Genomic DNA, 24541 nt, shown 5'->3' on the forward strand with positions numbered 1-24541 from the left:
TTGGCGCCTAGCCGCACATATTTCGGCTAGGCTTCTCTTTTGTTATTCAATCTTTTTGTCAATGAAACCTAACGTATTCGCATTTTCTAAAAGCGTTCGAACCTTTGCGCGATCCAGCCCAGTCTCAACTTCAGCGTCAATCTCTAGTTTTAATGTTACCTCAGCCCCCTGGAGAGTTGTTAGCTGTTCAACAATCCCTTCTACGACTTGATGCATGTCGCGGGCGGGCCGTTCGGCAGATAGCATCACCGTTCCCACGAACCGCGTTGGATCGCTCTTTGAACCGTTCACTGGGTCTATAGGGGAAATTGGCCTAGGCTGGACTGGGTCATCTGGTTGGGTTCCAGTTTCTGGATCAGTTACAACAGGGCCAAGAGGTTGTGGCTGCGGACGATTTGCTTCCGCTACCTTGGGCCTGACTATGGCAGAATCCTGATCGATACTAACGACCGTTGAAGACGCACCCTCGATAGAAAGACCAACATAGCTTCCGCTCGATTCATCCAATCTTTCTGCGTATGCGAAAGGACCTGGAACAATAGCTCCAATCGCCGCTTGCACAGCTTTTGTCAGTGTTTCTCGACCTTTCAAACGCGGCAAGTAGATATACCGGTTTGAGTATTCCCAAAGGTCCTTAAGCTTTAGGTGATCATTTTCATGCCAAATGCTCTTCTCCAGCTCTCTGTTCAGCCGCTCTGGACCAATCTCGGGCAGCAGCGCTTCGTCACTAACCAGCTTTTTACTGGCCCTAGAAAGCACACCATCCTGAGCTGCCACTTTTGTGGAAGCGAATTCAACGTCAGCTGGCGCAGACTCTTGATACGGGTAGACAAGATAGCACCAAGTGTCCTTCAATCGGGTTTTGGCCGTATCGCTGGCTTCTCTTGCTTTTTCTTTGGCCAAAGCAATGTCACTAGTTCTTAGGTTTAGACGGCCGGTTTCTGCATCGCGAACGATTCCGTCCCAAGCAAGTGATGTACGAAACGCGTCCTTCAAATTTTCCAGCTGACGGTATTCTGCTGTAATGAAAACGAGCGTATTTCGATAAACCCGAGGCGTTGTGCCCTTCTGAAGGAGCACGTCCTTGATTTCGACCATAGCATCTGAAGTATCTCGCCCATTGTGCGGGTGTTTTACGCCTAATACGACAGCGCGAACACCTCCTACTTCGTCCGGTACGGAACCAGATCCATCTGGTGCCACTTGTACGGCGTCAAAGTGCCCTCTGTCGGCGATACCGTTGATGTATGACGCCAGCGCTTTGTCAATTTCGACGTCGATCAAGGCGTCCTCGAACTGCCCGGCTCTGTCCGCAGCGACCCTGTTCAAACTTGCGGACATGGAATACCAATGCCTGCCTAGATCACTATGCATGAACTTTGCTTGGTTCGTCAGACGGCGGAGAGCATCACCGAAAATTGCGACCCTCTCTCCTGGCTGAACAACACCCAGATTGATGTGCTTGTCGTCTATTCCCTGATTTTCTTGCCCACTGAGTGGTGCAGTGCCCATGAACACCGTACGCGCCACCCTGCGTGTAGCCGAATATCGGTTTAAGTTAGGAGCAGCTTGATCGATTTTGTATGGCGTTGAATTAACACCATCGATGTCACCAGCGATTATCGACTGCCACGACACATCAAGATAGTGCAGCAGTTCGGGCTCCACTCGGGCAGACCCAATGGCCACGCTGCCCGACATTATCATTACCGATCTGTCGTCGGACATCCAAAGCTCATGGATGACTTGAGCCATCAACCGAAGTACACCGCGGGTTCTTTGGAACTTCTCAAGCGTCCCCCATGCCGTGTACAAGTGATCAAAAAGATCGGGGTGAATTGGGTACGCTTTCTCCAACTTGCGTCGGTAGTCTTCGTCCGCACAGCCTTGGGGGAACTCATTCGGGTTTTCCCGATAGAGTTTGGCAAACTGCTTCAGCGTGTTGTCCCTGTGCCGATATTTGTCCCCTGGTATTTCTTTGAATAGTCTTCGGCGGACGATCTCGTAGCTCTCCTCTTGCGAAGCTGGGCGCCATGAGCTTTCGACACGACTGAATGTTTGCTTAAGTCGGGTCAGAGCTTCCTGACCACCTTCCCCGCCAACTTCGATTTGCGAGGCCGGAAGCGACGCAACCAAAAGTGTGTTTGGCGATGCTTTAACTGCTTCTGTCAGAGCTTGGACGAATGACAAGTTTGCGTCGAAAGTGCCAGATGGAAGGCCCTCGATTTTGTAGATTTGTCGCAAATAGGCGACCCACTCATCAATAAGGATCAAGCTCGGCGCGCACATCCTGAAAATTTCTTCCAGCTTCTCAGAACCAGGAGCAATCCCGCTCGCGTCTTGATCAGCAACCAAGTCGAACGCATGCTTCCCGCCTAATTGCCAAGCCAGCTCTCCCCAGGTCGTACGGATCTCTTGACCATTATCGAGTTTGACGACGTCATGTGGACCACGTGAGGTCCCGACGAGAACAGCCCTGCTGATTTTCTCTGGAACGCTTAGACCATCCTTGGACAAAAGCTGATCCAAGCCAGGAAGGTCCTGAGCGGGTGTTTCGCCGGCCATGTGATACAAAGCCAGCATTGAGTGCGTTTTGCCGCCGCCGAAGTTGGTTTGCAGCTCGACGACAGGATCGCCCCCTTTGCCGGAAAGACGCTTGGCTGCTCCTTTGATCAAGGTGCTCAAACCGTCCGTTAGATAAGTCCGCCCAAAGAACTCCTTTGGGTCGCGATACTCAGGAGGAGCGCTGCCATTATGCACTTTGGCCAGATCAGCCGCAAACTCGGCCTGTTGGAACTCACCGGTCGCAACATCCTGATGCGGCTCCACGACCTCGCGCCAGGGTAGCAAGCCCGCGACCGTTTCGGTTGAGATCGCTGTCGCATTCGACTGTTTGCGCTCTTCGGAGCGCGCCATCTCTGTAAATTTTGTCCGCAGGATGCTGTCGCGCATCTTGCTGATTTCAGACGCAGACTCACCGGCGCTCACGGCTTCTAGAAGCCTGCGCATATTGTCCAGCGCACGTTCCGTGTCGTCGTAGGAGAATTTCTCATCATGCGCGAGTTTGTTTCGCACATCGGTCAGTTCGATAACAATCGAACGGTGTCCCTTGTCCAATGTCGAACGGAACGCCTCGTTCCAGCAACGATCCATGATTTGGAGCAGCTTTTGGGTGTCGAGGCTGAACTTTCCGTTTCCCTGGGGCCGCCAGTGCGGGAACTTGGCGATCACTTCCTGAGGCCACCCCTTACCCATTCCGGCTTCCAAAGAACGCATGACATAGGGTTGAAGCCCTTTCTGCATGTGCTCCATGCCTTCGAATACATACTGGCGATTGCTTTTTGCCATGTGCTCGTCCTCAGAGGTCCATCGCCGATTGGCGATTCATATCGGTATCGTGGATCGTGGCGGCCAGACGTGTGAGCTCGGTCCAGCCTGAAATCAAGGCATTGTAATGGGTGGCTTCCTTGGCATCTTGTCGCTTGTTCGAACAGACGTCATAGAGGTAATAGGCAAGATCTTTGACCGCCTCGGCCTTGTCGCTGCCAATCCTCTTCAGAAGAACCGCAGCAGCGTATTCACCATCACTTTCCATGACCCGGATCAGGTGCTGACAGCCTTCCCAGATCGTTGGATGATCGTCAGTGGCGGGATCCCAATCCGGTTCTATCTCTTCCCGCTTCAGTATTCGAACATTGCCCGCGGAACTTTCAACAATTCCAGCGTGCTTGACGTTATCGACGGAAATTCCACGCGCCCGAGCCAGGTTATCGGCATCTCCAAAAGGACCGGTATTGTAACCATGTTGAGTGAACCATGTAATCGCGAACCTAGTGTCTGGGTCGAAGTCGCCTTCCTGCTCCGACAAGAGTTCATCGAGTGTTTCATTGATGACTTGTAAAGCCCTCCAAACAGACATTGCGGAGTCATCACTTTCCAGTACTTTCCGATATCGGCTAAAGACGCCAATCCCTGGACCGATTGCAGATTGAGGAACATCCACGGGCGCAATATTCGCTCTTTGCAAGTCTGACATTGCGGCCTGAAGTTCCTTTCTGAGTATTCTGATGAACTCGGATCGAGAAACCGTGTGAGCATTTGCAGACCTTGGTCGACAAGAAAGCACGACTGACGTCGCTAAAGCGTTCCTATTTTTTTTGAGGTTGCCAACCAATTCGGTTCTTACAGGCCAGGTTGCGCCAATTTGGTATCCTGCGCTAATTACCGCTTGTAAGAAGGTAGCCCAGCCTTTTGAGGCCATACCTCCATCGTCAACTTCCCCCTGTCGGAACGCATAGTAAATCGTGGCTGGAATATCCTGCCGCCCTTGGCTAGCCATATTGTGCATGACCTCGGTCATACCTCTTAGAAAGAACTGATCTGCTGGCTCTTTTCCGCTGTGACGCTGATGATCGGCCACTAGTTCCTCCGCCTTCGGGACCAACATCGTACCGAAAATTTCCGGATAGAGCGCTTTCATTGATTTTCTCAACCAAACATAAAAGAAATCTGAAAGATCAGCGTATGGAACATTGTCGTAATAGGGTGGATCAGTTGACACAACACAATCTGAAAAGTCTACAGTTTGCGCGTTTTTTTGGAGCTCACGACTACCGTTCTGCGTTGCCGGCAAATTCGCAACTGCCTTGGCCAAATACTCTACTTGACCCACGAAGTTGCCGGACGATTGCGAAAATGGATTGCCCTCGGCTGTGTCCCAGCGCATGGGAAGAGCCTGCATTGCAAAAACTTGTTCTACTTTTTCTCCTTGCGTGTGCCAAAACGTGCTAGTTGACTGCCGATTTGCCAAACGTCCCACTCCTAGTGACAAGTAAGTTGCAATAGCTTTCTTGTATTCATCACTTGCATCAATGTCCGAGATTACGCTGGGGATTAGGTCTATGAACGTGTTGAGCGCAACGGTTTGTCTGTCAGTGAACAAATCCGACCAATTTGTGGGACCATAGTTTGTCACACTCATATACTGCGGATGTTGCGACATTGGTGCTTCGGGCCGCCAATCGGGTTCTTCAGAGAAAGCAACAGTTTCATGCTTCTCGTTTGGCGAAACATACCGCCTTCCGCCTTTTCCTTCCGCCACGATTGCGAGAAGCTGCCACCCCATGCGCCCCGCCATGCCTTCTGCTTTTACATAATCAGCAGTGATAGCGTCACCTGTCACAGGGCAAGTGAAATTCGCTCCGCGTCCAACCTTGTTTCCTTTTCCGATTTTCTCTTCATCCCTCGGAGTTCCGGTCACTACCTCAAACCGAACTGTTGGTCCTTCGACATGAGGTTCGACCCAAACCTTCTTTTTCGGTTTCTTGCAAAGCCAATAGCTGGACACCAAAGGAACTTGGACGCCGCCTAAAGCAGGATTTGGGCTTGGAACAGTTCTAGCCCAGATCCATGCCAAAACGGTTTCTTCGCCACCACCATCACGGTCTTCTAAATCCACCTTGGGGTAGAGGTGACCGATCTTTTCCGATGCGCGTTCTCGCAACACTTTAGCATAAAACAAAATGTCCTCAGCGAGTCCTTGCGCATTGCGATAGCCACCATGACCTGCTTCGGGTTCCCCTGGATGGACGGGCTCCATGTCCTTGAACATTGGCGGAATCTCAATCATCGCCTTGCCGATCATCACCGCCACAGGGTTCAGGTCGGAGCCATAGGCGGGCATACCTAGCCGCTGCGCCTCAAGCGGTATAGACCCGCCACCCGAGAATGGGTCATAGACCGGAGGCAGTTCGCCCCCGCAGCTGGCGCGGATCTCGACCCGCGCGCGTTCCAACACCTCCTCATTGGTCGAGTTCTCCCACTTCACCAAGTCTTCAATGATTTGAAACAGCCGCTTGCGTTCCGCCTCCACAGCCTCCTCAGTGGGGAACTTGTCCGGATGGCTCGAAGGATCGTCCACTAGTTGTGCAAACAGCACCGCCCGACACGCTGCCAATGGCCGCCGTGCCCACCACAGATGAAGCGTCGAAGGGTGTCCGTGCCGGATCGACTTCTCCCGCGCTGACGCCGCGTTGATCGCTTCCAGCGGGATTGCGACTTCGATAAGTTTCTTTTTGTAGTTCATTTCAAGTCCTCGAAGTCAGTTTGAGAAGAACAGGCCGTATAGACCTCGGTTCAAGTCTTTAAACGCATCTTCACCCAAAAGCCGTTCGAATGCTTCCGCACTTCTGATTGGGTTGCCCGAATCTGCCCGCTCGTCCGGTGTTTGCCCTATCGGTATACCGGGACTGTTATCTGTGAAAGGCGGTGGCACCACATCGGCGGTCCCATCCTGCCATCCTTGCGTTAGAAATTGAATCAGCGATCCGCCTCGCCCAGTGTGGGCTGCCATGATGTCATGCGCTGAAGAAGGGCAAAAACATCCCAGTCGCTCGCAGGCCGATTTTATGTGTAGTGTTTGCGCCGGTCTTTTCTTGGCGAGGTAACTGGATCCTACGTCTAGAGTGAAGGCAGCAGAATTTTCGGAATTCGGAAACGCTGCATCAAACCGAGAAGGCGGACAACAAAAGGCGTGTTCGAACAAACAGTTTTCCGCTCCGGCTGCAAAGATGTCGCCAGCTTCCGGGAACACATAGAAAGTACTATTGGGGTAAGTATTCTCCACATTTCGCAGCTTTTGGTATTGCTCTCGATCAATCTTGATCTTGTTGCTTTGCTTGGCCTTGAACTGAAAAATTACAAGCGTCCCACCAATGCCGAGGATCGTATCGATACCTGCCTGGCGTTCCTGCGCTTGAGTGAGGCCGAACCATTTCGGGTTCCGGTTCAAAGGCATAACCGCAGCTGTGAGAGCCGCGCAGAAACGGACCTCAAAGCTCTTCTCCGCATACCTCATGATACGGCCTCGGGTTTTACCGCCTTTTCAAGAAGCCGCTTGATATTGAATTGAATCGCATTTTGCTCAAAAGGCGGCTCACGTGTATCAAGCGCGCCATGTACGTATCGTGGTTCGTGAACGAAACCATCCCCAACTTGAACAAGTGCGAGTATGAATTTGTCTGGCTCGTTTAGCGAAGTTATAAGCTCCTGTCGCGTTATCATTACTGTGTCCGCGCTGTCTATGCGGCCCTTAACTTCAATGAATCGCATGTGATCAGTTTTTGGATCGTAGGACGCAATATCGTAGCCAACCTTTTGGGCAGACACATCCTGCGGCTCATTGCCTAGAGCGATTTCCGCCGACATCACAGCTTCCATAGCTTTGAGTTCGATTTGTCGGCGGGCAACAGGATCTTCAGAGAAGCCTGTTGGTTTTGCCGTTGCCGCGTCACCTTGGCTTCGTTCAGACAACAAGCCTCTGGGTACGATGATCATTCCACCCCTGACCCTTGGCGGTTGAGAAGAGACAAATCTCTCTTGCTCAATAACTTGCAGACGACGATTGAGACGTTCCGCGAGGTCCTCGGCTCGCCGTTGAGCATTTTTCCAATTAAGACGAGTCTTTTTGCCGGCCTTTTCTTCTTCCTGAAGTTCGAAAGCTCGCGAATCCCAGTAGTTGATCTCTTTTTTCAGCCGGGCTTTAACTTCGTGTTCGACTTTATCGATCTCGGGAACCCGGCGCTCACGCACTTCAGCCAGGTGGTTTTGCGCCATTTCTATTGTTGCGAACTGAACAACCCTTTTTTCAAGATCATGTCTCAGCCAGTCAGCGCTCAGTGAGTCCTTTACCAGTTCGATTTCTTCTGGCTTAGCGGCTCGGAGATTCAGGTGCGGAGCAACCCCGGCGTTTGTGATCTCGCCTTCTTTGCCAATTGAAGCAAACTGGAGCCGTTGGGACAGAAGGTTCGGGTTTCCCGTGCTGGTCGTGCGACCGTCTTGTACGCTGTGTTCCAGCAGAAATAGTGCCGACACCTCCGTGCTATCGTCCGTATCATCGATGAGCACGGCGCCTTGTTTCATCAAATGTTCGTTCTGCTCACGAACAAGGCTGATCACCGCCTCGAGCAACGGATGCCCGGGATACACGAAAGCAGCAACAGGTTGCTGATTGATTTTGCCTTTCTCAAAGCAGATCCGTTCGTACTTCTTTTGCAATGGCGCGCCAATTCCAATCTGGCGATCCCGTTCTCTGACCGCCAATGGAACATGAGATATCTCCCAGCGACCTTCTTCACGGCTCTTTATTTGCCCCCCAAGTTGACGGAAGGACTCAATAAAAAAGCTCTGAACGTGGTGTGGTTGAAGTCGTTGCGCTTCTGCAAGTTCCATCTGGAGGCGAAGCTCCTGGACACGAGCTTCCGGCATAGTGTCGTTAGTAAGTTGTCGCTGCTGAAGCAGATGCAGCAAATGGCTTTGATCAACGGCTCCGTCAACAGCCTCAAATAGGCGTGCTTTGACTTCGTCCTGCTCTCCATATTGAATCGCTTCGAATAGCAAATCCTTCAAGGCTCTCTCTTCAAAGAGCTCTCCCAGAACGTCATACACGCGCCCACCCAGAGCTTCTCGAGCCGCTTCGAGCTTTTCGAGTAGGCGTGCATAGACTTCGCCCTCACGTGTGTCATTGGCTACTAGGTTCCAAAGATGGCAAACTTCTGTTTGTCCGATACGATGAATCCGCCCAAAGCGCTGTTCGATCTTGTTCGGATTCCAAGGCAGATCGTAGTTCACCATAAGGTGCCCGCGTTGAAGGTTAACGCCTTCTCCAGCGGCGTCATTTGCGATCAGAACTAACAAATCTCGGTCTTGCATGAAGCGCTCAACAACCTTGCGGCGCTCTTCTCTTGTTACGCCGCCGTGTATCACCTCCACTGCTTCCGGACGACCTAATCGTGCGGTCACCTTCTGCCTCAGGTACTCGAGCGTGTCTTTGGGTTCAGTAAAGATGATCAGCTTTCGGCGATGTCCATCGGTATCCACCATTAGATCGTCATCGAGTATGCGATCCAACTGCTGCCACTTTGTGTCTTGGCCAGAGCGGAGCACAACCAAGGCCATGTTTTCCAATTTCTTTAAGGTTTCGACTTCCAACTCAAGCTGCTCTACTGTCTCCGCCGTTGTCGCGCCCGTAGAAATGAGCTCTTCAAGTTCGTCGACCTCCTCCTGTTCATATTCTTCGAGATTTCTGAGCATTTCGTCACTGACGTTTGGGACATTAAATGACGCCGACTTGCCTCTGACGACTAGTCTCGCCTCAGCCAAATCGCTTTCGAGCCGCTCTCTGCGTCGCTTTAGGGATTGATAGATTGCAGCTGGGCTGGAGGCGAGACGTCGCTGAAGGATCTGTAGAGCAAATCCAACATTGTTCCGCTTGCGCCCGTCATCTTCGGCAAAACGCTGGACCCTGTTCATTTCATTTCGGACGTATTCGGTCACGACCGCGTAAAGTTCTGCTTCTTGAGGTGAAAGGTCGTATTTGGCGGTATACGCGCGCCTTTCGGGGAAGAGCGGGCGACCATCAAAGCGCAGCAACTCCTCTTTTGTTAGACGCCGCATCATGTCTTCAACGTCTGCTACATGGACGCCGTCGCGAAATCGGCCTTCAAACCGATCTCCGTCTAACAATGCCATGAAAAGCTGGAAATCTTTTTCCTTGCCGTTGTGCGGCGTGGCGGACATCAAAAGGAAATGCCGACAAACCTGACCCAACTTCTGGCCCAGTTGGTAGCGCTTTGTGAATTTGGCTTCGTTTCCGAAAAATGTTGCAGACATCCTGTGGGCTTCGTCCGCGATGATCAGATCCCACTCCGTTGATGATTGGAGCTTTTCCTGAAGATCTTCATTTCGAGCCAAAACATCCAAACGAGCAATCATCCTGTTGCAATCGTTGAACGGATTGCCCGAACGGGAACTTTCAATCATGTCCCGAGTGAGAATATCAAACTCGAGGTCAAATTTGTCACCAAGCTCGTCTTGCCACTGCTCGACGAGGCTGCCGGGAGCCACGATAAGGCAACGCTCCAAATCACTACGAGCAATCAGTTCCTTAACCAAAAGACCAGCCATGATAGTCTTGCCGGCACCTGGATCGTCCGCAAGCAGGAACCTTAGCGGCTGTCGGGGTAGCATCTCTCCGTAGACCGCCGAAATCTGGTGTGGAAGCGGATCGACGAGGCTTGTGTGAATGGCCAGGTATGGATCGAAGAAGTGTGCCAGTCTTATTCTATTTGCCTCTGTAACAAGACGGAGCATGGCACCGTCGGCATCGAACGACCAATTCTGACCTCGGTCCACAACTTCCAAACGGTGTTCATCATCCCGAAAGAAAGTACTTTCAGAAACTTGGCCACTCGTTGAGCGGAAAACGACATTAATAGCTTGGTCACCGATCCATTCCACAGAAACTACTTCGACGGGCTTTCCGACTTCAATTCCGCTGATTCTGCTGTTTGGTCTTACTTCTTCCAGTTTCACGTACTTGCCTTACATTCTTGCCCGTTGCAGTTCTCGACAGTTGTGTTGCGACTGCCATCTCGCTTTTTTTGTGCAGGATTTCTTTTGAAAGGATTGATGAGCCAGCTGACCACCACTGAGAGCGATTTAGCTGCACCAATTGGCAATATTGTGTTCATGTTTCCAAAATCTCAAAAGCCGTCCTCTCTGGCGAAGTATTCTGCGTCGTCGGTTAGTCTTCAATCACTAGATCGCCGACGCGCTCCGCCCTCTTTTCGGGCAATGTCGCAAAGCGAATACCCTTTAAGGAGAGTTTGTCGCGCAGATCGGACATCTTTCGCAAGTCATATGCGCTTCCTTCGGGCACAATCATGAGAATTTCGGGCACAAGTTTTTGAATTAATGCCAAATACCCAAGTGTTGTTATGAACTGATGCCGGTCTACCCGGTTTCGGTAAGATTTTACTTCTACTGCAATACGCTCTCCAGAACTCAGGTTCACAACAAGGTCCGGGCTTATAGGATCGATAATTCTTCCGGGCTGGACAGATACGCTGTCCGATTCAAAGAATTCAGCCCCAAAGCGCTTAAGGTAGTCGTCAACAAAGTCGTTAAATCGTTGTGCTCTTTGAGGCGCGGAAAGCTCTATACTTCCGGTCGTTATGGAAGGATCGCTTTTTCTTTCTCTAAGGTCGTCGAAGATAGCCTTGAGCTCGATCTGCTTCATCTGACCTTCAAAAACTTTCGGCGTTATCTTTTTTGCTTCTGCGGCATCCAACTCTTCTATTTTCATCAAATACATAACCAGCGTCATACCCAGCCAGGCAGGTTTGGCTTCGTAAACCTCAGGATGTTTATCTTTTAACCATCTGCTTACATAGAGCGGGTTCTTGAGGCTGTGAGGTCTTCTTCCGGTTAAATCTGAAATGTTTTTAAGGACTTCGTTGGATGTTCGAAGTCCATAAGCGCTCGGGTTGTCCATGGCGTCGGACAAAGCACCTCCAAATTCTATCCAGTTTTCTCTTTTTGCCACGCTCTCGAGGCTGTTGCCTTGTTGCACCATAAATTTATCCATTATTGGCCGCGCCAATATTGTATTGATATTGGAGATGCCAATATTGTAGGCATCTATTCATGAAAAAAGACCCCAAATCACACCCAACATCCCGCATCGTAAGAAAAGCGGGGCAAAAAAAGAGAGCAAATTACGTCAGTGCTCCGAAATGTGCTGGATACATCCAATTGGAGAGCACATTGGAGGCCACGACTGCTTTTGCGCTGGCGTTGGATCCGCGTGTAGCCAGTTTCCGGCCCCAACCTTGCACATATGATCTTCTATCGGGAAGGTCTTATGCGAAAAAAGAGAATCTTATCGATGAGTTTGTCGGAAAGCGCTATCGCCCCAAGCCTTACACACCCGACTTCCTCGTCAGAATGCGGGATGGTCGAGCAGCTTTCGTTGAAACCAAAGCTGAAAGGTGGGTCAACGAGGACCTTCATCGGGATTTTTTGCCAAAGTTTTTCAAATCTGTTGGCCATCATTGGACACTGATTACAGACGAAACGCTAACGGAAATCGTGGCTCACAACGTCCGCACGCTGAAGGCTGTTATTGACAGGCCACCAACGAAGAAAACTCTAGAAGTCCTTGCTGAAGTGCCAACCGAAAGTGTCCGTCTTGGTCAGCTGATCTCCGAGTTTGATCTTGGTTCGGACGAACTCCTTTGCGCTATCCTTTCCGGGTTTCTTGCAGTGGATCTTTTTAGTCGACGTCTTGGGCCGGCTTCGTTTGCGTCTTTGAACCCAACTCCCAAAACAAATCATCTGGAGATCATCGAGCTGTGACCCACGTTCAGCGACAGTATATTGGCTGGCATGTTCTGATCGAAGAACAGACCTTCACCGTAGTAGAAATTGGAGTGCGCGACGGTTCAGTCTCCTTGACTGACAAGGACGGTGTTTATTCGCACATCAGCTTTGAGAGATTCAGAGAACTCATTCATTCCGAGATGGCGTTCGATCCGAACGCAGATGCCAGGTCACTGCGCCGAATGCTCAACGCTTCTGAGCAGAAAGAACTAAGCTTCAAAAAACGTGTTATCACAGCGATCAGAGTGCATAGAGGAGGTGGTCTCACTTGGCAGGCAGCCTACAATCGACTTGTACTAGACTTCTTGGATGACAAATACACGTCTTTCCGAGCTAATGGTTTTCCCTCACTAAGGACTGTTCAATCCTGGGATAAGCTGGACCGTTCAAAAGGCGATGCAGGGCTTCGACCCAAACACACGAACAAAGGCAACCGAGCGCCCAGATACGACTTCTTGTTTGAAGAAGTCACTTACGATCTGCTCGAAGAACGGTTTCTGACTTCGGATCGCATGACGGTTACGTCTCTCGCAAGGCTTGCCAAAGCAAAGTATCAGAAAAAATGTGAAGAACTGGATCTCAAGCCCGGACCATGCGGTAGCAAATGTGTAAACGCGATTATTCAGCTATTGCCACATGCAGATGTTGTGAAACTTAGGCTCGGCAGTGCGGAAGCAAGAAAACAATACTTGCTCGCGATGAATCTCCAGAAAGTTGAAGTTCCGTTCGCACGTCTTGAGGCGGACTCCACCACTTTGGACATGTGGTGCGTAGATGATGACGGAGATCCAGTAGGACGTCCAACAGTGTGTGCGGTAATCGATTGCGCAACGGGCCTGATTCTGGGCCTTCAAGTGTCTTGGGGCGCTCCATCATCCAGTCTGACCGCGAGAACCATGAAGGAGGTTTTCGTACCCAAAACGGATGCGTTCTTTGATCGCTACAAAATCCAAAACAGGTTTCAGGCCGTCGGTACGCCACAATTGACGGTATCAGACCAAGGCTCAGAAAACTCTGGCGATATTATTGGGTCAGTCCTGTCGGCCTCGGCACAAGACTGGTTGAAGTGCGTTCCAGGCCAGCCAGATAAGAAGCCATTCATTGAGAGGTTTTTCCGAGAACTAAGTCGATTTATTACCCAGTTTCAGGGGGCCTCCCAAACTTCAGAAATTGGCGCGAAAAAACGCACAAAAATCGCGGAAGCAGAAGCTGTCTATACCATTCGCGAAGTCGAAGAAATGCTTCAAAGGTGGCGTTATGACATTTACGCTCAAAAGCAAAGACGGCGAGTGCAAAACATCCTACGGACCAATGAGTCTCCCGTTGCCGCATGGAACAGACTGAGTAGACGCCACTTACTTCCCCCCGCGCCATCTGCGGTCCAAGTCAGAGAAATGTTTATGGTTGAAGAGGCAGTTCGTGTCGCCGAACGAGATGGCATCATGTTCAAGAACATTCGGTACGCCTCGTGCGAGCTGAAGAACTATCTTGAGCGCGTTGGAGTAAGAAACAAGGTTCAGATCCGGTACGACCCAAATGACATCCGAGAAATCGCTGTCTGGGACGAACTGGCTCACGAACACTTTTTTGTCCCTACAAAGAGAGAAAACTGCCCCGCGTTGTCATTTGCGCAGTTGGATTTCGCACGAAAAGCGTTGCGCACGCCTGATGTGGAGGAAATCGAAACGCAGGCAATTCTAGCCGAACTTCAAATTTACGAAGACTTCAAAGACAAGGCTGACAAACTTACGTCGAAGAAGCGCCGGGCAAAGCAGATCGCAGCGACCCGCAACAAAGAGCTAATTGAACGTTCGGATCGCCTACCCGGTCAAGATCCCACCAACTCAGCCAAACGCAAACGGATCAAGCCGACAGTTAGCTTGCCCGGGAACATGCCGAAAAAATCAACCCGGAGGCACAGTTGAGTCACCAGAACTACAGTCACGTCCTGAAACAAGCCGTCTATCACGCCTTGTATCAACAAACGCGCAGTGAACTGATTGAAGCCATTAGCCTTGCACAGCGGCTCGGTGGGTCAATCGTGCCCTTCCTTGGTCCCACAAGGTGCGGAAAAAGTCGGATGCTCGAGGATCTGCGGGATACTATCGGTAAGCCAACAACTGAATACCAGGGATGGGTCTATGACAGCGATTTTGTCATCGGTTCCATCCCCAACAAGCCAAATGACAAAATGCTTGTTCGATCCATGCTGGCTTCGCTGGAACTGAGCGGTAAGAGAGGGTCATCTGCGTCAGAGATCGAGGCACAGCTATACAAGGAAATTACGAGCAAGGGCATTCGTGTCATTGCGATGGACGAGTGCAATCACTGCGCCGAACGTGGTGAACGGCTGTCAAAGCGGGGCGTTACCGACCATTTCAAACGCCTCGTGGACAACACAGGTGTGACGCTGGTCCTCTGCGGGTTGCCCAAGTTTCAGAGAATTTTGGATGAGAACGAACAGTGCCGTGATCGGGCAATGAAATCCACTTACATGTTGCCTTATTCCTGGTCTGTTGAAGAGGAAAAAACCAACTTCGCTGGCGCTATCGCAACGCCACTCAACAGCTTGCAAGAAGCCGGTTTAGAGTTTGACTTTGACCCCCATGACATTGTGGTGCGCCTGTACGGAGTGTCTGGCGGCCGCGTTGGGATCGTCATGCGCGTCTTGCACGGGGCAATCGCCTACGTCGAGAATGACGTGTTGAGCTACGCAAGTCTCGCCAAGGCAGCGAACTCCGTTCTCCAAGCCCAACACCGTCCAGATTTTTTCTTTGAATCTGATGATATCGAAGAACTGGATTTGGTCCGGTCGTTCGTAAACGTCATGAAGGAAGCTGACCTTGAGCTTGCACCTTCCACGACGGAAGAATTTTCAGTGTTGGAACACTATTGATGCTGGCCAGAACAACAAATCCACAACCTGATGAAAGTCTTCTCGGCTTCCTTCGCAGATTGTCTGCTTTCAACGCATTCATCGACACGGGGGATTTCTTCTCGGAGCTTGGTATCAGGTACGGGCGCCGCCTGATCGAGAGCATTGATGACTTGGAGCGCAAATGTGGATTACCTGCGGGCGAGCTCGCGGCAATCGCACCGGAAGCCAAGCCAAAAGACGCATGCCGCGAGTGGCAATATGACCGGCACTGGTCTGACCCAGTGTGCCCAATCTGTATCGCAGACGGTAAGGTCTATCACCAAAGCTGGCGTCACACGCTGGTAACTGCGTGCCCTGAGCACACGTGCAGATTGGAAGATACCTGCCCGCGATGCTCAGAGGCTCTTACGCCCGAAAATGGAGGGCACGGAAAATGTTCTTGCGGAACGGCTCTGTCGAGACTTCCAGTGCAGACAGCGCCGCGACATGAGGTTCTAATCTCGCAGTTGATTTCGGGCATTCAATCAAGCGATGTCTCAGGTCTTCCGACGCAGTTGGTGTCCAGTCCTCCAGCAGATATCGGCCGTTTTGTTCATTTCTTAGCCTCGTCCTTCTCAACAAATCGAACGGGCAAGGCTCTTAAGACTAAAATGCCGAGAACAGTAGAGGAGGCTGTTGTGCTGCTTGAGCCGGTTGCTTCGCTATTAGAAAACTGGCCAAACGGTTTTGAAGATCACATTCGCGAACGCCTGGTAAAAGCTGATCCGGCATTGAACTCCGCGCCTGCAAGATTGGGAAGTTGGTATCAGCGGTTCATGCAATTCAAAGATCCTGCATATGAACCATTTCACAAGGCCTTGGGTGGAGTTGTTTCAAAAGAGTTCAGCGGAACCTATCTCGGTTCATTGCAAGTCGATGAATCAAGAGAATGGGTGTCTGCCAAGGAAGCTGCTCAAGAGATTGGGATCACGTCGCAGAGGCTGGTTGAGGCGGTTCAAAAGAAACAGATTGCCGGCAAACAAAGCCGGAGCGGATATGGGCACACTCATACTGTTATTCCTCGGCTGGAAGTTCATAACATCCTCGCTGATCGAGAAAGATACTGCGACGGCACTACAATTCGAAACCTACTTGGAGTATCTCGGAAGCAGCTTGAGCTTTTGCGTGAAGCCGCTGTGGTCAGCGAAATTGCTTTGGAAGATCGTCCCCCGTTGATTGACGGTGGCTTTGACAAAATTGCCCTTGCAGACCGGCTGGCTCTCATCAGAACCTCCGCGGTCCAACGGGATGGTGAGACGATCAGTTTTGCGGATCTAAATCTTCGCAGAACAACGGATCGTTCGGTGCTTATCCAAATTTTTCAGCGCATCTTTGAATGTGAAATCGTGCCTGTAAACACCAATAGCGAAGTCTTGTTAGGTAAGTTCCAGTATCTGAAAAGCGATGTGGAAAGAGAGCTGAGTAAAGGGCGGTTTTCAAAAGACTGGACAGCTCAGGATGTTGCCAGGATCACTGGTTGGAAACCTCAATCAGTCGTGCACTGGTGTAGGCTTGGTCTGCTCGAAGCTCGCGAAGTTTCGCATTGTCCGAACAAGGGTTATTTGATCTCGCCGGAACAGCTAGCGCGGTTCCAATCTACTTTCGTGCCTCTCGCAGTACTTGCTGGGTCACGCCGCACAACTTCGCGCCGCTTGCTCGGCCTTCTCGCGAAAAGCCAGATCGAGACTTTTGGCGCACAAAAGGAAGCCCAAACAAGCAGAGGCCATCTAGTACGCCTGTCAGACCTCATGACTTTAGCCAATTCCGAAGGACTTCCATCTCTGGATGCCGAAAGCTGTACGGCAAGTCTGAGAAGCGATGAGGCGAAGATGTGCTCGTAGCCGAGTCCACCCCAACTAACCTCACTATCAAAAAGGAACATCTGATGAGTAAACATCTCAGACATAACGAACTCTTCACTGGAGATACGCGCAACCAAGGGTGCCAAGACCGTTTTTCTTTCACGCTTTTCAATAAATCGGAGCGTGTAGTCCTCGATGTCTTTGCCGCAAAATACTCAGGAGAGGTTATCGCGTCGATTTCTCCGTCTTCGAGCTTTCGCTCTGCTAGTTCTTTCCTGGAGAACTGTGTTCTTCCAGTTTACGCGGGTAGGAACATCAGGCTTCAGTCAATTCATACTGACCTTGGGAAGGAATTCGCGGCGCAGGAATATAGGGACTTGTTGAACCGCGAGAAGATTACTCAAGCACATGTTCTTTGGAACGGGGTCAATGAGTGTGAAGATTTTGCTGACGCGTTCCATTCGGAATTCTGCAAGATGGGTACGATCAATTCCTTTTATCGCTCCGCGATGGATCTTAAAGGAGACTTTGCTACTTGGCTCAACTTGTACAATCATCAGCTTCGGTAGCGTTCAGGGCGATGTCATTGATAATCGATACGGCACAGTTATCTCCAAGATACTGAATGCACGCCCATTTTTTTCACGCGCGCGTTCCGTACGTGCGTAAGAGTCATGATGCGAGTTCGACACGGCATATCCGCTGTTTCGGGCAACGGGAGAGAGCGTCATTTGGATAAATTGCCAAAACTGCTATTGGCGTACTAATTCACGATGATTTAGGAAATGTTCGAAAAATGGCGTTTCGAAATTACTACGATCCGAATTACAAACCTGACCGTACCGCCGCCAAGTACAGGGCCGACAAAACCAAAGACGCAGCGTCCGCTCGCGAGACGGAAGATTTCGTGCAGAAATTTCTTGAGCGATGGCGGCGTGAACCGCTCGCAAATGAAGATCCCGCCGCGACTTTTCAAGCATTGCGCACTGAAATGCGTAGTCTCAGACGACAACGCAAAAACTCACCCAAATCCCAGAAGTTCGACAAAAAACCAATAAACAAGCGACGAAAAAAACGAGGTGTTTACAAAACACACCCAGATGTTTTGTCGTCCGCAAAGCGACGTGATCCACCTGTACCGCGCCTGCCGCGGCTAAAACGGCAGAGTAGCCAAAAATATTGGAAGTCGGAAGATGAACAGCTTCTGATAGACTATGTTCTGTGCGAAAATAAAATTGACGCTTGGCGAGCGGAGCGTATGGAAACTGTCGATGCGCGCCGCAAAGCCGTACTTGCGGACCAAATTCAAGTCCAATTGGACATTAGGCAAGATCTTCTCACAGTGCTGCATGAAAGAGCATTGTCATGGATGTGAGTAGCGAAACAGAGACCGACACCGTATTGATCCCGCCCTACGCGATGCAGGCTGGAACGTGGTGCCGAGGTAAGGATTTCGAATGTAGGTAAGTTCCTTGGGCAACTGCGGTCGGAATATTACAAATGGGTTGCGGGTTTTCCGCACGCGCCTGAACAAGGCACCTAGTTTAATTGGGATACTGCGTACATCTTCCTTCAAGACATCACCGGAAGAAACATTCGGTTTCCTGAAACTGTCGAAAACGCGCACCGGTTTTGTGGCAGGATGCCGGGAGTTCGAGATTTAACATAAGTCGCAATTATGGAGCGGTTGCGTTCTAGTCAGCCAACCACCGGCTAGATCCGAACCTCGGACACTCGTGAACATTCCTTCAGCGGTAGCCGTGAGCACAAAGTTCAAAGGGCTTCCTCGAACTCAAAGGTCTGCGATGCGCAGAAAGCAGACTTTGCAAAGTCCGGTTGACCACATTGTCCACCAAAGGCGACAGTTCTGCTTCGCGACTGGGCTATACATAGCCCTCAAAGCGTATTGTTTGCGGGACTTCAGTTGCACCGTTTTCCTGAGCGAGTAGGGCGCGTGCTGACGAAAAGGTAGCAAGCGCAAAAAGAACAAGAAGGGCCTTTATCATCGTAGCGCCTCGGATCCGGGTTTTGAACTTGGGCCGGGGTTCACAAATGATCGCCCCGGCCAGCGTCAGGGCAAACGAGGTAGTTCTTGCCCTGAAACATCGTACTTTCGCCTAATTTAGAAGATCACCGACGATGCCGACGGCATCGACCACGGTAGACAGGTCATTCGTAACTTCGAGGACTTCGTCATCGACCAGAATGTAGCGGTTTCCTTTGCCCGGCTCCCCAAGCTTCCATTTGGAAAGGTCCCCAATATCCTCGAACTCCAGGTCAGATGGGAGCTTGGCACCGCGCGTGTAGCGCTTGATCTGTCCAGGTGGTACAGCTTTTGGGCCTATGCCGGGTTTGTCTTCTATCTGAATGCTGACATCACCGTTCTTGCCCCCCTTGTTCGGCTTTTTACCCTTGTTGTCTTTGGCATGGGCATCGCTGCCTCCAAGGATGAAAAACACAACTGCTAAGGCTGCAAGAATTCCGTATGCAATCTTCATAGATTGTTCCTTTGCTTCCCAACTTCATTCGACCGGCGTTGAAAATTCCGGCACGCGCTTGATCTCTCTTAGTTGCCCTTTGGCACACCCCTTAGTGACTGCCTTCACCCCGCATTAGAAAACGATCCGGGTTCTTAGACCGAACAGGGTAATCCGGTCCTGATCGGGATTTAGAAGCGGGTCGGAAATGAATTGTACCGATGGCGTGATCTGCAGTCCGGGTGAGATTGAAAAGCGGTAGAAAGCTTCAAGCGTGAACTGATCGCCATCTATGCCTCTTGCTTCGGCCCAGTTTAGGCCCAGACCGGCCAAATCGGTGTTGCGACCATAGTAACCGAGACCGGCAGAAATCGACCGTTCATAAAGCGCTGCGGTTCCCTTCGAGGCCCCTGCACGGAAGAACGGCATCCATTTATTGTCAACAAACCATGCGGCGGAAAACGCTGCGCCGTAATCTTCTGCTCGACTGCCATCGTCAGCCGCATCCGCATGCCAGAGGGTCAGATGGATATTGTCGAAGTAGATGCGATCAAAGTCGGACGTGTACCCAAGTTCGAGCGACTTGAAGAGATTGCCGTCGCTAAACACATCAAAGTTTGGATCGGACGGGTCGGCGTTTGCGTCTGATACGCTGGCAACGGCGTAGAGGTTCTCGCTCAGCTTTACCCCACCGGCAATACCAAGGCCTTGGTTGGGCGTGTTGATTGTCGGGTTGGTATTGAAAGACAGGTTTTGAAAACCACTGTAGGGGCTTACCAACCCGTAGATATCCACAAAGTCCGTTACATCAATCTGGCCGACTTGCAGCGCCCACGACCCATTCTCAGCCCTTTGGGTCCAGAACAAATTGGTCAGAAGCAAACCGTTGTCATTGAAGGCTGTTCCCGTGATTGAAAGGGCTCCGCCATCCAGCCCGAGAAATTGCGGAGCAACGTCAGTATAACTGTGCCTGTCTTCGATCTTGAATGTCAGAGACCCCCGTTCAGTTGCCTGCCAACTGCCGTAGAACCGCGCAATTCCGCTGGCTGCTTCGCCGGTTCCCAGATCAGCATCCGTGGTTTGGCCCAATGCCAGGTAGTCAATGTTGAACCGAAAACCACCCTCAGCCAGTCGGTCTTTCCACTGAAACCAACCCGGTGCGATGTTGCGTGGAAAATCGGAACGATATTGCGGATCGGTGAGCCCGTCTCCGGGCGCAAGATCGGCTTCGACTGAAGATGGCCCGGATAGTCCCTGAGCCGACGCTGCGCCAGCAAATGCAAGGCTCAATGCGGCAACCAGAAGTCTTATCATTTTGACGCCTGTGCCCCACCGGTCTTGCGATTTCCTGCCGCGCGGATGCGATCAGCAGCACGCTGCTTCCATTCCAACCTGTCTGCCTCGGTTTCCAGAGTTTCGACACGTTCCGCCTCTAGCTGGAAAGTCGCATTCATAGGCATGAGGCCATCCACAACCATCATATTATGAACGGAAGGATCGATAGTCAGCGTGCCTGTCAGCCGAACGGGTTCGTGGAAATAGCTAGGCGCCCAGTCCCCGTTCAACCGCACACGGATCATCTGGTTAGGCGGAGGTGGAGGCACGTGGCTGCACATCCCTCTTTCTGGCACCAAATACGCCACAGGTCGACCGTCCGGATCGCTTGGAGCAGGAATGGCAAAGCCCGCGAGTGTGATTGTTCTGCCGTCGAATTGCGGGTTTCCGCTCGTTCCAGCCTTTCTTCGACGTTCAGTCACAACCTCGCGCTGATCGAGTAACCAGTCGACGTCAATTCCGTCTGACACCAAGGCGTCTTCGGTCTCTGCTAAAAGCAATTGCCATTTCTGCCGTTCTTCGGCGCTGCCAACCTCCTGCTGCAACCTGCCGCGTATACGCACAACGAAAAGAACATCGTCGAACTGTTCGGGGCTGAGTTCACGATAGGGGTCATCAAAGACCTGCGCAGACGGATCTGGCAGATCTGCCCAGTCCAACGCGGTTCCAGGCGTCGCCGCAGCATCATAACCGCACAAAACCAACCCTGCAAATACTGCGGAGCAAAACCAATTTCGCATGAATGCTCTCCGGCTGCTTTATCTGGTCAATCCAGTGTGTTTTTGTAGATCACACCGTCCTTCATGATCAGGCGGATTGTTTCCGGGCTGTCCGGCCTCGGGTCCGCACCGAACCACTGATCGCCTGTTCCAACGACAGAGAAGTCTTCGAGGGGGTTGCCGTCTATCAGCAGGATGTCGGCATAGGCGCCTTCTTCGATCACACCCAGTTTGCCTTCCGGATAGGGGTTCATGAAATCACCGCTAAGTGCCGCGATCTCGCCACCTACCGAAGTTAGGGTTACCATCGACGCATAGGGGCCGAAGAAATGGTTATTCAGATGTTTCTCGTAGGCGATCTGGATGTTGCACGCTTCGACCGAGCCGACGCAATCGGTTTGGAAACCGCGCGGCGCCGGGCATTCCTTCATACTTGGAATGTAGGCTTCGAAGGTCGCCGAGGCCGATTTGGCCTTCCTCAAACTGTTGGGGTTGTTTTTCACGGAAGGAACATCAAGTAGGCCTGGATCAAATGCTGTGATGTTCGTCGTGATGTACGCTCCTTTTTCTTTCATCAAAGCAGAAATCTCGCAGTCAAAGTGAAATCCGTGTTCAATGGTTCTGACCCCTGCATTCAGGGCATTGATGATCGCTTCTTTGCGGTAGGAATGTGCCATGACATAGGTGCCGTACTCGTTGGCAACCTGAACAGCGGCCTCGATCTCTTCTTTCGAACCGGCGAGCAACTGCCATGGATCGAATGCCGAAATCACCCCACCTGATTGCATGAACTTCAATTGCGTGGCACCCATGCGCAGGTTGTTGCGGCCATACATGTAAATTTCATCAACACCGTTGACCTGTTGGGCCATATTCAGAGTGCCAAAATTGGTCACCCCGCCCGGCGGAGATGTGAAGGATGCGAAATCGGCGTGACCACCACGTGTTCCGAGAAATGCCCCGGAAGGGTAAAAGCGGGGGCCGACGATCTGGCCGGCGTCTATTGCGCGCCGCAGCCCACCGCCAGCGCCCCCGGCATCGCGAACGGTCGTGAAGCCCTGCATCAGGTACATTTCGGCCATCCGTGTCCCGTGGATGGCGAAATCCTCCCAGGTCGAGTTGGTTTCCATCTCGGCAATCGATGGCCCCATGAGCATCAGATGCGCGTGATTCTCGATAAAGCCCGGTGTCAGAGTACGTCCGCCACCGTCGATAACCTTCGCACTCGGCGCATCAATGGCATCGGTTGAGACGGACTTGATCAGATTGCCCTCGACCAGAACGCTCGCATTTTCGATCCGCTGTTCATTGACGCCATCGAAGACATGCACGTTGGTAAACAGCGTTTGGGGTTCTTCTTGATCCTGAGCCTGCGCGGTCGTCGAAAAAGAAAGAACTGCCGCGACAATTGCCGTCGAGCAAAGAGACATTCGTAAGCCGGACATAAGTACTCCCTTCATATTCATGTTTTGCCAACTATAGTCTGGAATTCATTGGCTCGGTTGCCCCTTTTGAATTAGGATGTACGAATGTGACTGCAAAAATGGCCACTTCTTAAAGCTAATCCAAACAAGGGTTATGAGCTTGCCTTTCAACTCCGCCTCCCGAGAGCATAGCGAGGGCTTTGTTCGCCTCTCTTTAGCCGCTCCCTTTCTGCAATATCTCACCGAACGTAAGATCAATCCGCAACCAGCATTGGATCAGGTCGGCTTGAAAGCCGAACTGTTGACTAACCCATCCGTGTTCGTTCACTCCGAGTTGGTTTACGGCTTGGTAAATGCTTTCTCAGAAGTGTCAGGGGATCGATACCTTGGACTGAATGTAGGAGAGTCGTTTGACCTGCAAGAGTGGCCTCCGTTCGCTCAAGCCCTGCGAACCACAAAGACGCTGTTCGAGTTTTTTACCCGCTTTGTTGGGCTCGTACCTCAGGAGTCCAATTCTGTGCGGCACAGCCTCATTATTGAAGCGGACAAAGCGACTTATCGTATCGATAGGCAACAGGAACCAACTATCCCACCCGTTCAGGTAACAGGTTTTGGTGCTGCAATCTATGTACGCCTGTTGCAGACCGTCGTCGGCGATTCCTGGGACTCTTCGCGTGTGCGATGGGAAAGCAGATACATCAATGGTTTGCCTGTCAAATACAAAGGGATCGAGGTTGGCCTTGGAACCGATCCCGGAATGCAAATTAGTTTTCCTGTGGAATGGTTGTTTTTGCACCATGTCTTTGACGGCTCTGCCAAGCCGATGGCCTCACCGCGACAAGATGAAGAAGTAACTATGGTGGCTGCTTTGCGCTCTGTCTTGCGCGGCAAACTGGATGCAACCGATTTGGGGCCGGAGATGGTGGCCGGGTTGCTGGGAATACAGCCGGAACGGTTCCTGAAAGCGCTTCAACAACAAGGCACAACGTTACCGCGCGAAATCAAACGGCTGCGTATCGATGTCGCCAAGGAGCACCTCAAAGAAGACCAGATGACAATTGCGGAGATTGGTCTGATGCTCGGCTATTCTGACAAGTCCCATTTCACTCGCTTTTTCCGAAGTCAGACCGGAATGACACCGACCAAGTTCCGAAGCAAGTAAATGTGGTCGAGCCAAATGAACGCTTCGAAGATTAGGTCCTCGTGGGATCAGTTCGGAGAAGTTGTAGTGCGACGTTGAACAGATTAGTCGACGACATGAATGGTTGGTTGCCACCGCCGATACAACCTCTGCAACTGGCCGTTTCGTTGTGTAGTTCGGAGTTAGCAAAGTTTGGTTGCGAAGGTCCGGTTTGGGCTGCGACCGACCAACAACGCAGACCGCAGAGAACGGCAATATTGAGCCCAATTTGACCAATGCTGCGTGACGCCCCAATGACTGCAATGCGCAGAAAGCGGACATGGTGTATCTGCTGAGCATTCGGCTTCAAGGGCATTGAGAACGGCTATTGTCGTATCTCGAAAACCTTGAGCTGAAGGAGAGACAGCCATGAAAAACTATGTTGGCTTAGACGTGTCCCTGACCAATTGCGCAGTGTGTGTTCTGCAAGAGGATGGCACGCGCGTTTTTGAGGGTGAGTGCTCGACT

General features: G+C 51.4%; 16 protein-coding genes. 7 read left to right on the plus strand and 9 right to left on the minus strand.

Annotation, left to right across the window (positions count from 1 at the left end; translation table 11 throughout):
- Positions 1–42: 42 nt before the first annotated feature.
- The 5 genes from ACR0K9_RS17100 to ACR0K9_RS17120 form a co-directional block, all read right to left on the minus strand.
- Positions 43–3348, minus strand: coding sequence for a Swt1 family HEPN domain-containing protein (locus ACR0K9_RS17100; protein WP_480824991.1), 3306 nt, complete (start codon positions 3346–3348; stop codon positions 43–45).
- A gap of 10 nt (positions 3349–3358) precedes the next feature.
- Entirely contained in the window at positions 3359–6085 is a 2727-nt protein-coding gene (locus ACR0K9_RS17105) for a DUF1156 domain-containing protein (protein ID WP_480824993.1), read from the minus strand.
- Between the two features lie 15 nt (positions 6086–6100).
- Positions 6101–6856 carry a hypothetical protein gene (locus ACR0K9_RS17110; protein ID WP_480824995.1) on the minus strand — a complete coding sequence of 252 codons (756 nt, stop codon included), beginning with the start codon at positions 6854–6856 and terminating at the stop codon, positions 6101–6103.
- Positions 6853–10371 carry a helicase-related protein gene (locus ACR0K9_RS17115; protein ID WP_480824997.1) on the minus strand — a complete coding sequence of 1173 codons (3519 nt, stop codon included), beginning with the start codon at positions 10369–10371 and terminating at the stop codon, positions 6853–6855. The genes ACR0K9_RS17110 and ACR0K9_RS17115 overlap by 4 nt, the downstream gene beginning before the upstream one ends.
- A 211-nt stretch (positions 10372–10582) precedes the next feature.
- Positions 10583–11425: a hypothetical protein gene (locus ACR0K9_RS17120; protein ID WP_480824999.1), complete on the minus strand. Its 843-nt coding sequence runs from the start codon at positions 11423–11425 to the stop codon at positions 10583–10585.
- Between the two features lie 59 nt (positions 11426–11484).
- On the opposite strand from ACR0K9_RS17120, the gene ACR0K9_RS17125 reads away from it, so the two are divergent.
- The 6 genes from ACR0K9_RS17125 (at position 11485) to ACR0K9_RS17150 (ending at position 18313) form a co-directional block, all read left to right on the plus strand.
- Complete coding sequence (locus ACR0K9_RS17125) at positions 11485–12195, plus strand: TnsA endonuclease N-terminal domain-containing protein (protein WP_170541136.1); 711 nt, start codon at positions 11485–11487, stop codon at positions 12193–12195.
- Positions 12192–14144, plus strand: coding sequence for a Mu transposase C-terminal domain-containing protein (locus tag ACR0K9_RS17130; RefSeq protein ID WP_480825001.1), 1953 nt, complete (start codon positions 12192–12194; stop codon positions 14142–14144). Before ACR0K9_RS17125 ends, ACR0K9_RS17130 begins: the two co-directional genes overlap by 4 nt.
- Positions 14141–15115 carry a TniB family NTP-binding protein gene (locus tag ACR0K9_RS17135; RefSeq protein WP_170541130.1) on the plus strand — a complete coding sequence of 325 codons (975 nt, stop codon included), beginning with the start codon at positions 14141–14143 and terminating at the stop codon, positions 15113–15115. Before ACR0K9_RS17130 ends, ACR0K9_RS17135 begins: the two co-directional genes overlap by 4 nt.
- Positions 15115–16977, plus strand: coding sequence for a TniQ family protein (locus ACR0K9_RS17140; protein ID WP_480825003.1), 1863 nt, complete (start codon positions 15115–15117; stop codon positions 16975–16977). Before ACR0K9_RS17135 ends, ACR0K9_RS17140 begins: the two co-directional genes overlap by 1 nt.
- Before the next feature lie 44 nt (positions 16978–17021).
- Positions 17022–17507, plus strand: a complete 486-nt coding sequence (locus ACR0K9_RS17145; protein WP_480681858.1) for a hypothetical protein — start codon at positions 17022–17024, stop codon at positions 17505–17507.
- 227 nt (positions 17508–17734) lie between these two features.
- A complete protein-coding gene (locus ACR0K9_RS17150) occupies positions 17735–18313 on the plus strand; it encodes a hypothetical protein (protein ID WP_170798966.1) in 579 nt (192 codons plus the stop codon).
- A 742-nt stretch (positions 18314–19055) separates the two neighbouring features.
- Here the strand turns inward: ACR0K9_RS17150 and ACR0K9_RS17155 are convergent.
- The 4 genes from ACR0K9_RS17155 to ACR0K9_RS17170 form a co-directional block, all read right to left on the minus strand.
- Positions 19056–19436, minus strand: coding sequence for a hypothetical protein (locus ACR0K9_RS17155; RefSeq protein ID WP_170568694.1), 381 nt, complete (start codon positions 19434–19436; stop codon positions 19056–19058).
- 114 nt (positions 19437–19550) lie between these two features.
- Complete coding sequence (locus ACR0K9_RS17160) at positions 19551–20729, minus strand: carbohydrate porin (RefSeq protein WP_170568695.1); 1179 nt, start codon at positions 20727–20729, stop codon at positions 19551–19553.
- A complete protein-coding gene (locus ACR0K9_RS17165; RefSeq protein ID WP_170568696.1) occupies positions 20726–21490 on the minus strand; it encodes a DUF3299 domain-containing protein in 765 nt (254 codons plus the stop codon). Before ACR0K9_RS17165 ends, ACR0K9_RS17160 begins: the two co-directional genes overlap by 4 nt.
- 26 nt (positions 21491–21516) lie before the next feature.
- A complete protein-coding gene (locus ACR0K9_RS17170; protein ID WP_170367314.1) occupies positions 21517–22914 on the minus strand; it encodes an amidohydrolase family protein in 1398 nt (465 codons plus the stop codon).
- A 133-nt stretch (positions 22915–23047) separates the two neighbouring features.
- Between ACR0K9_RS17170 and ACR0K9_RS17175 the strand changes: the two genes are divergently transcribed.
- Positions 23048–24055: an AraC family transcriptional regulator gene (locus ACR0K9_RS17175; protein ID WP_480825005.1), complete on the plus strand. Its 1008-nt coding sequence runs from the start codon at positions 23048–23050 to the stop codon at positions 24053–24055.
- Positions 24056–24541 lie beyond the last annotated feature (486 nt).

Source organism: Ruegeria sp. L12, assembly GCF_056531745.1.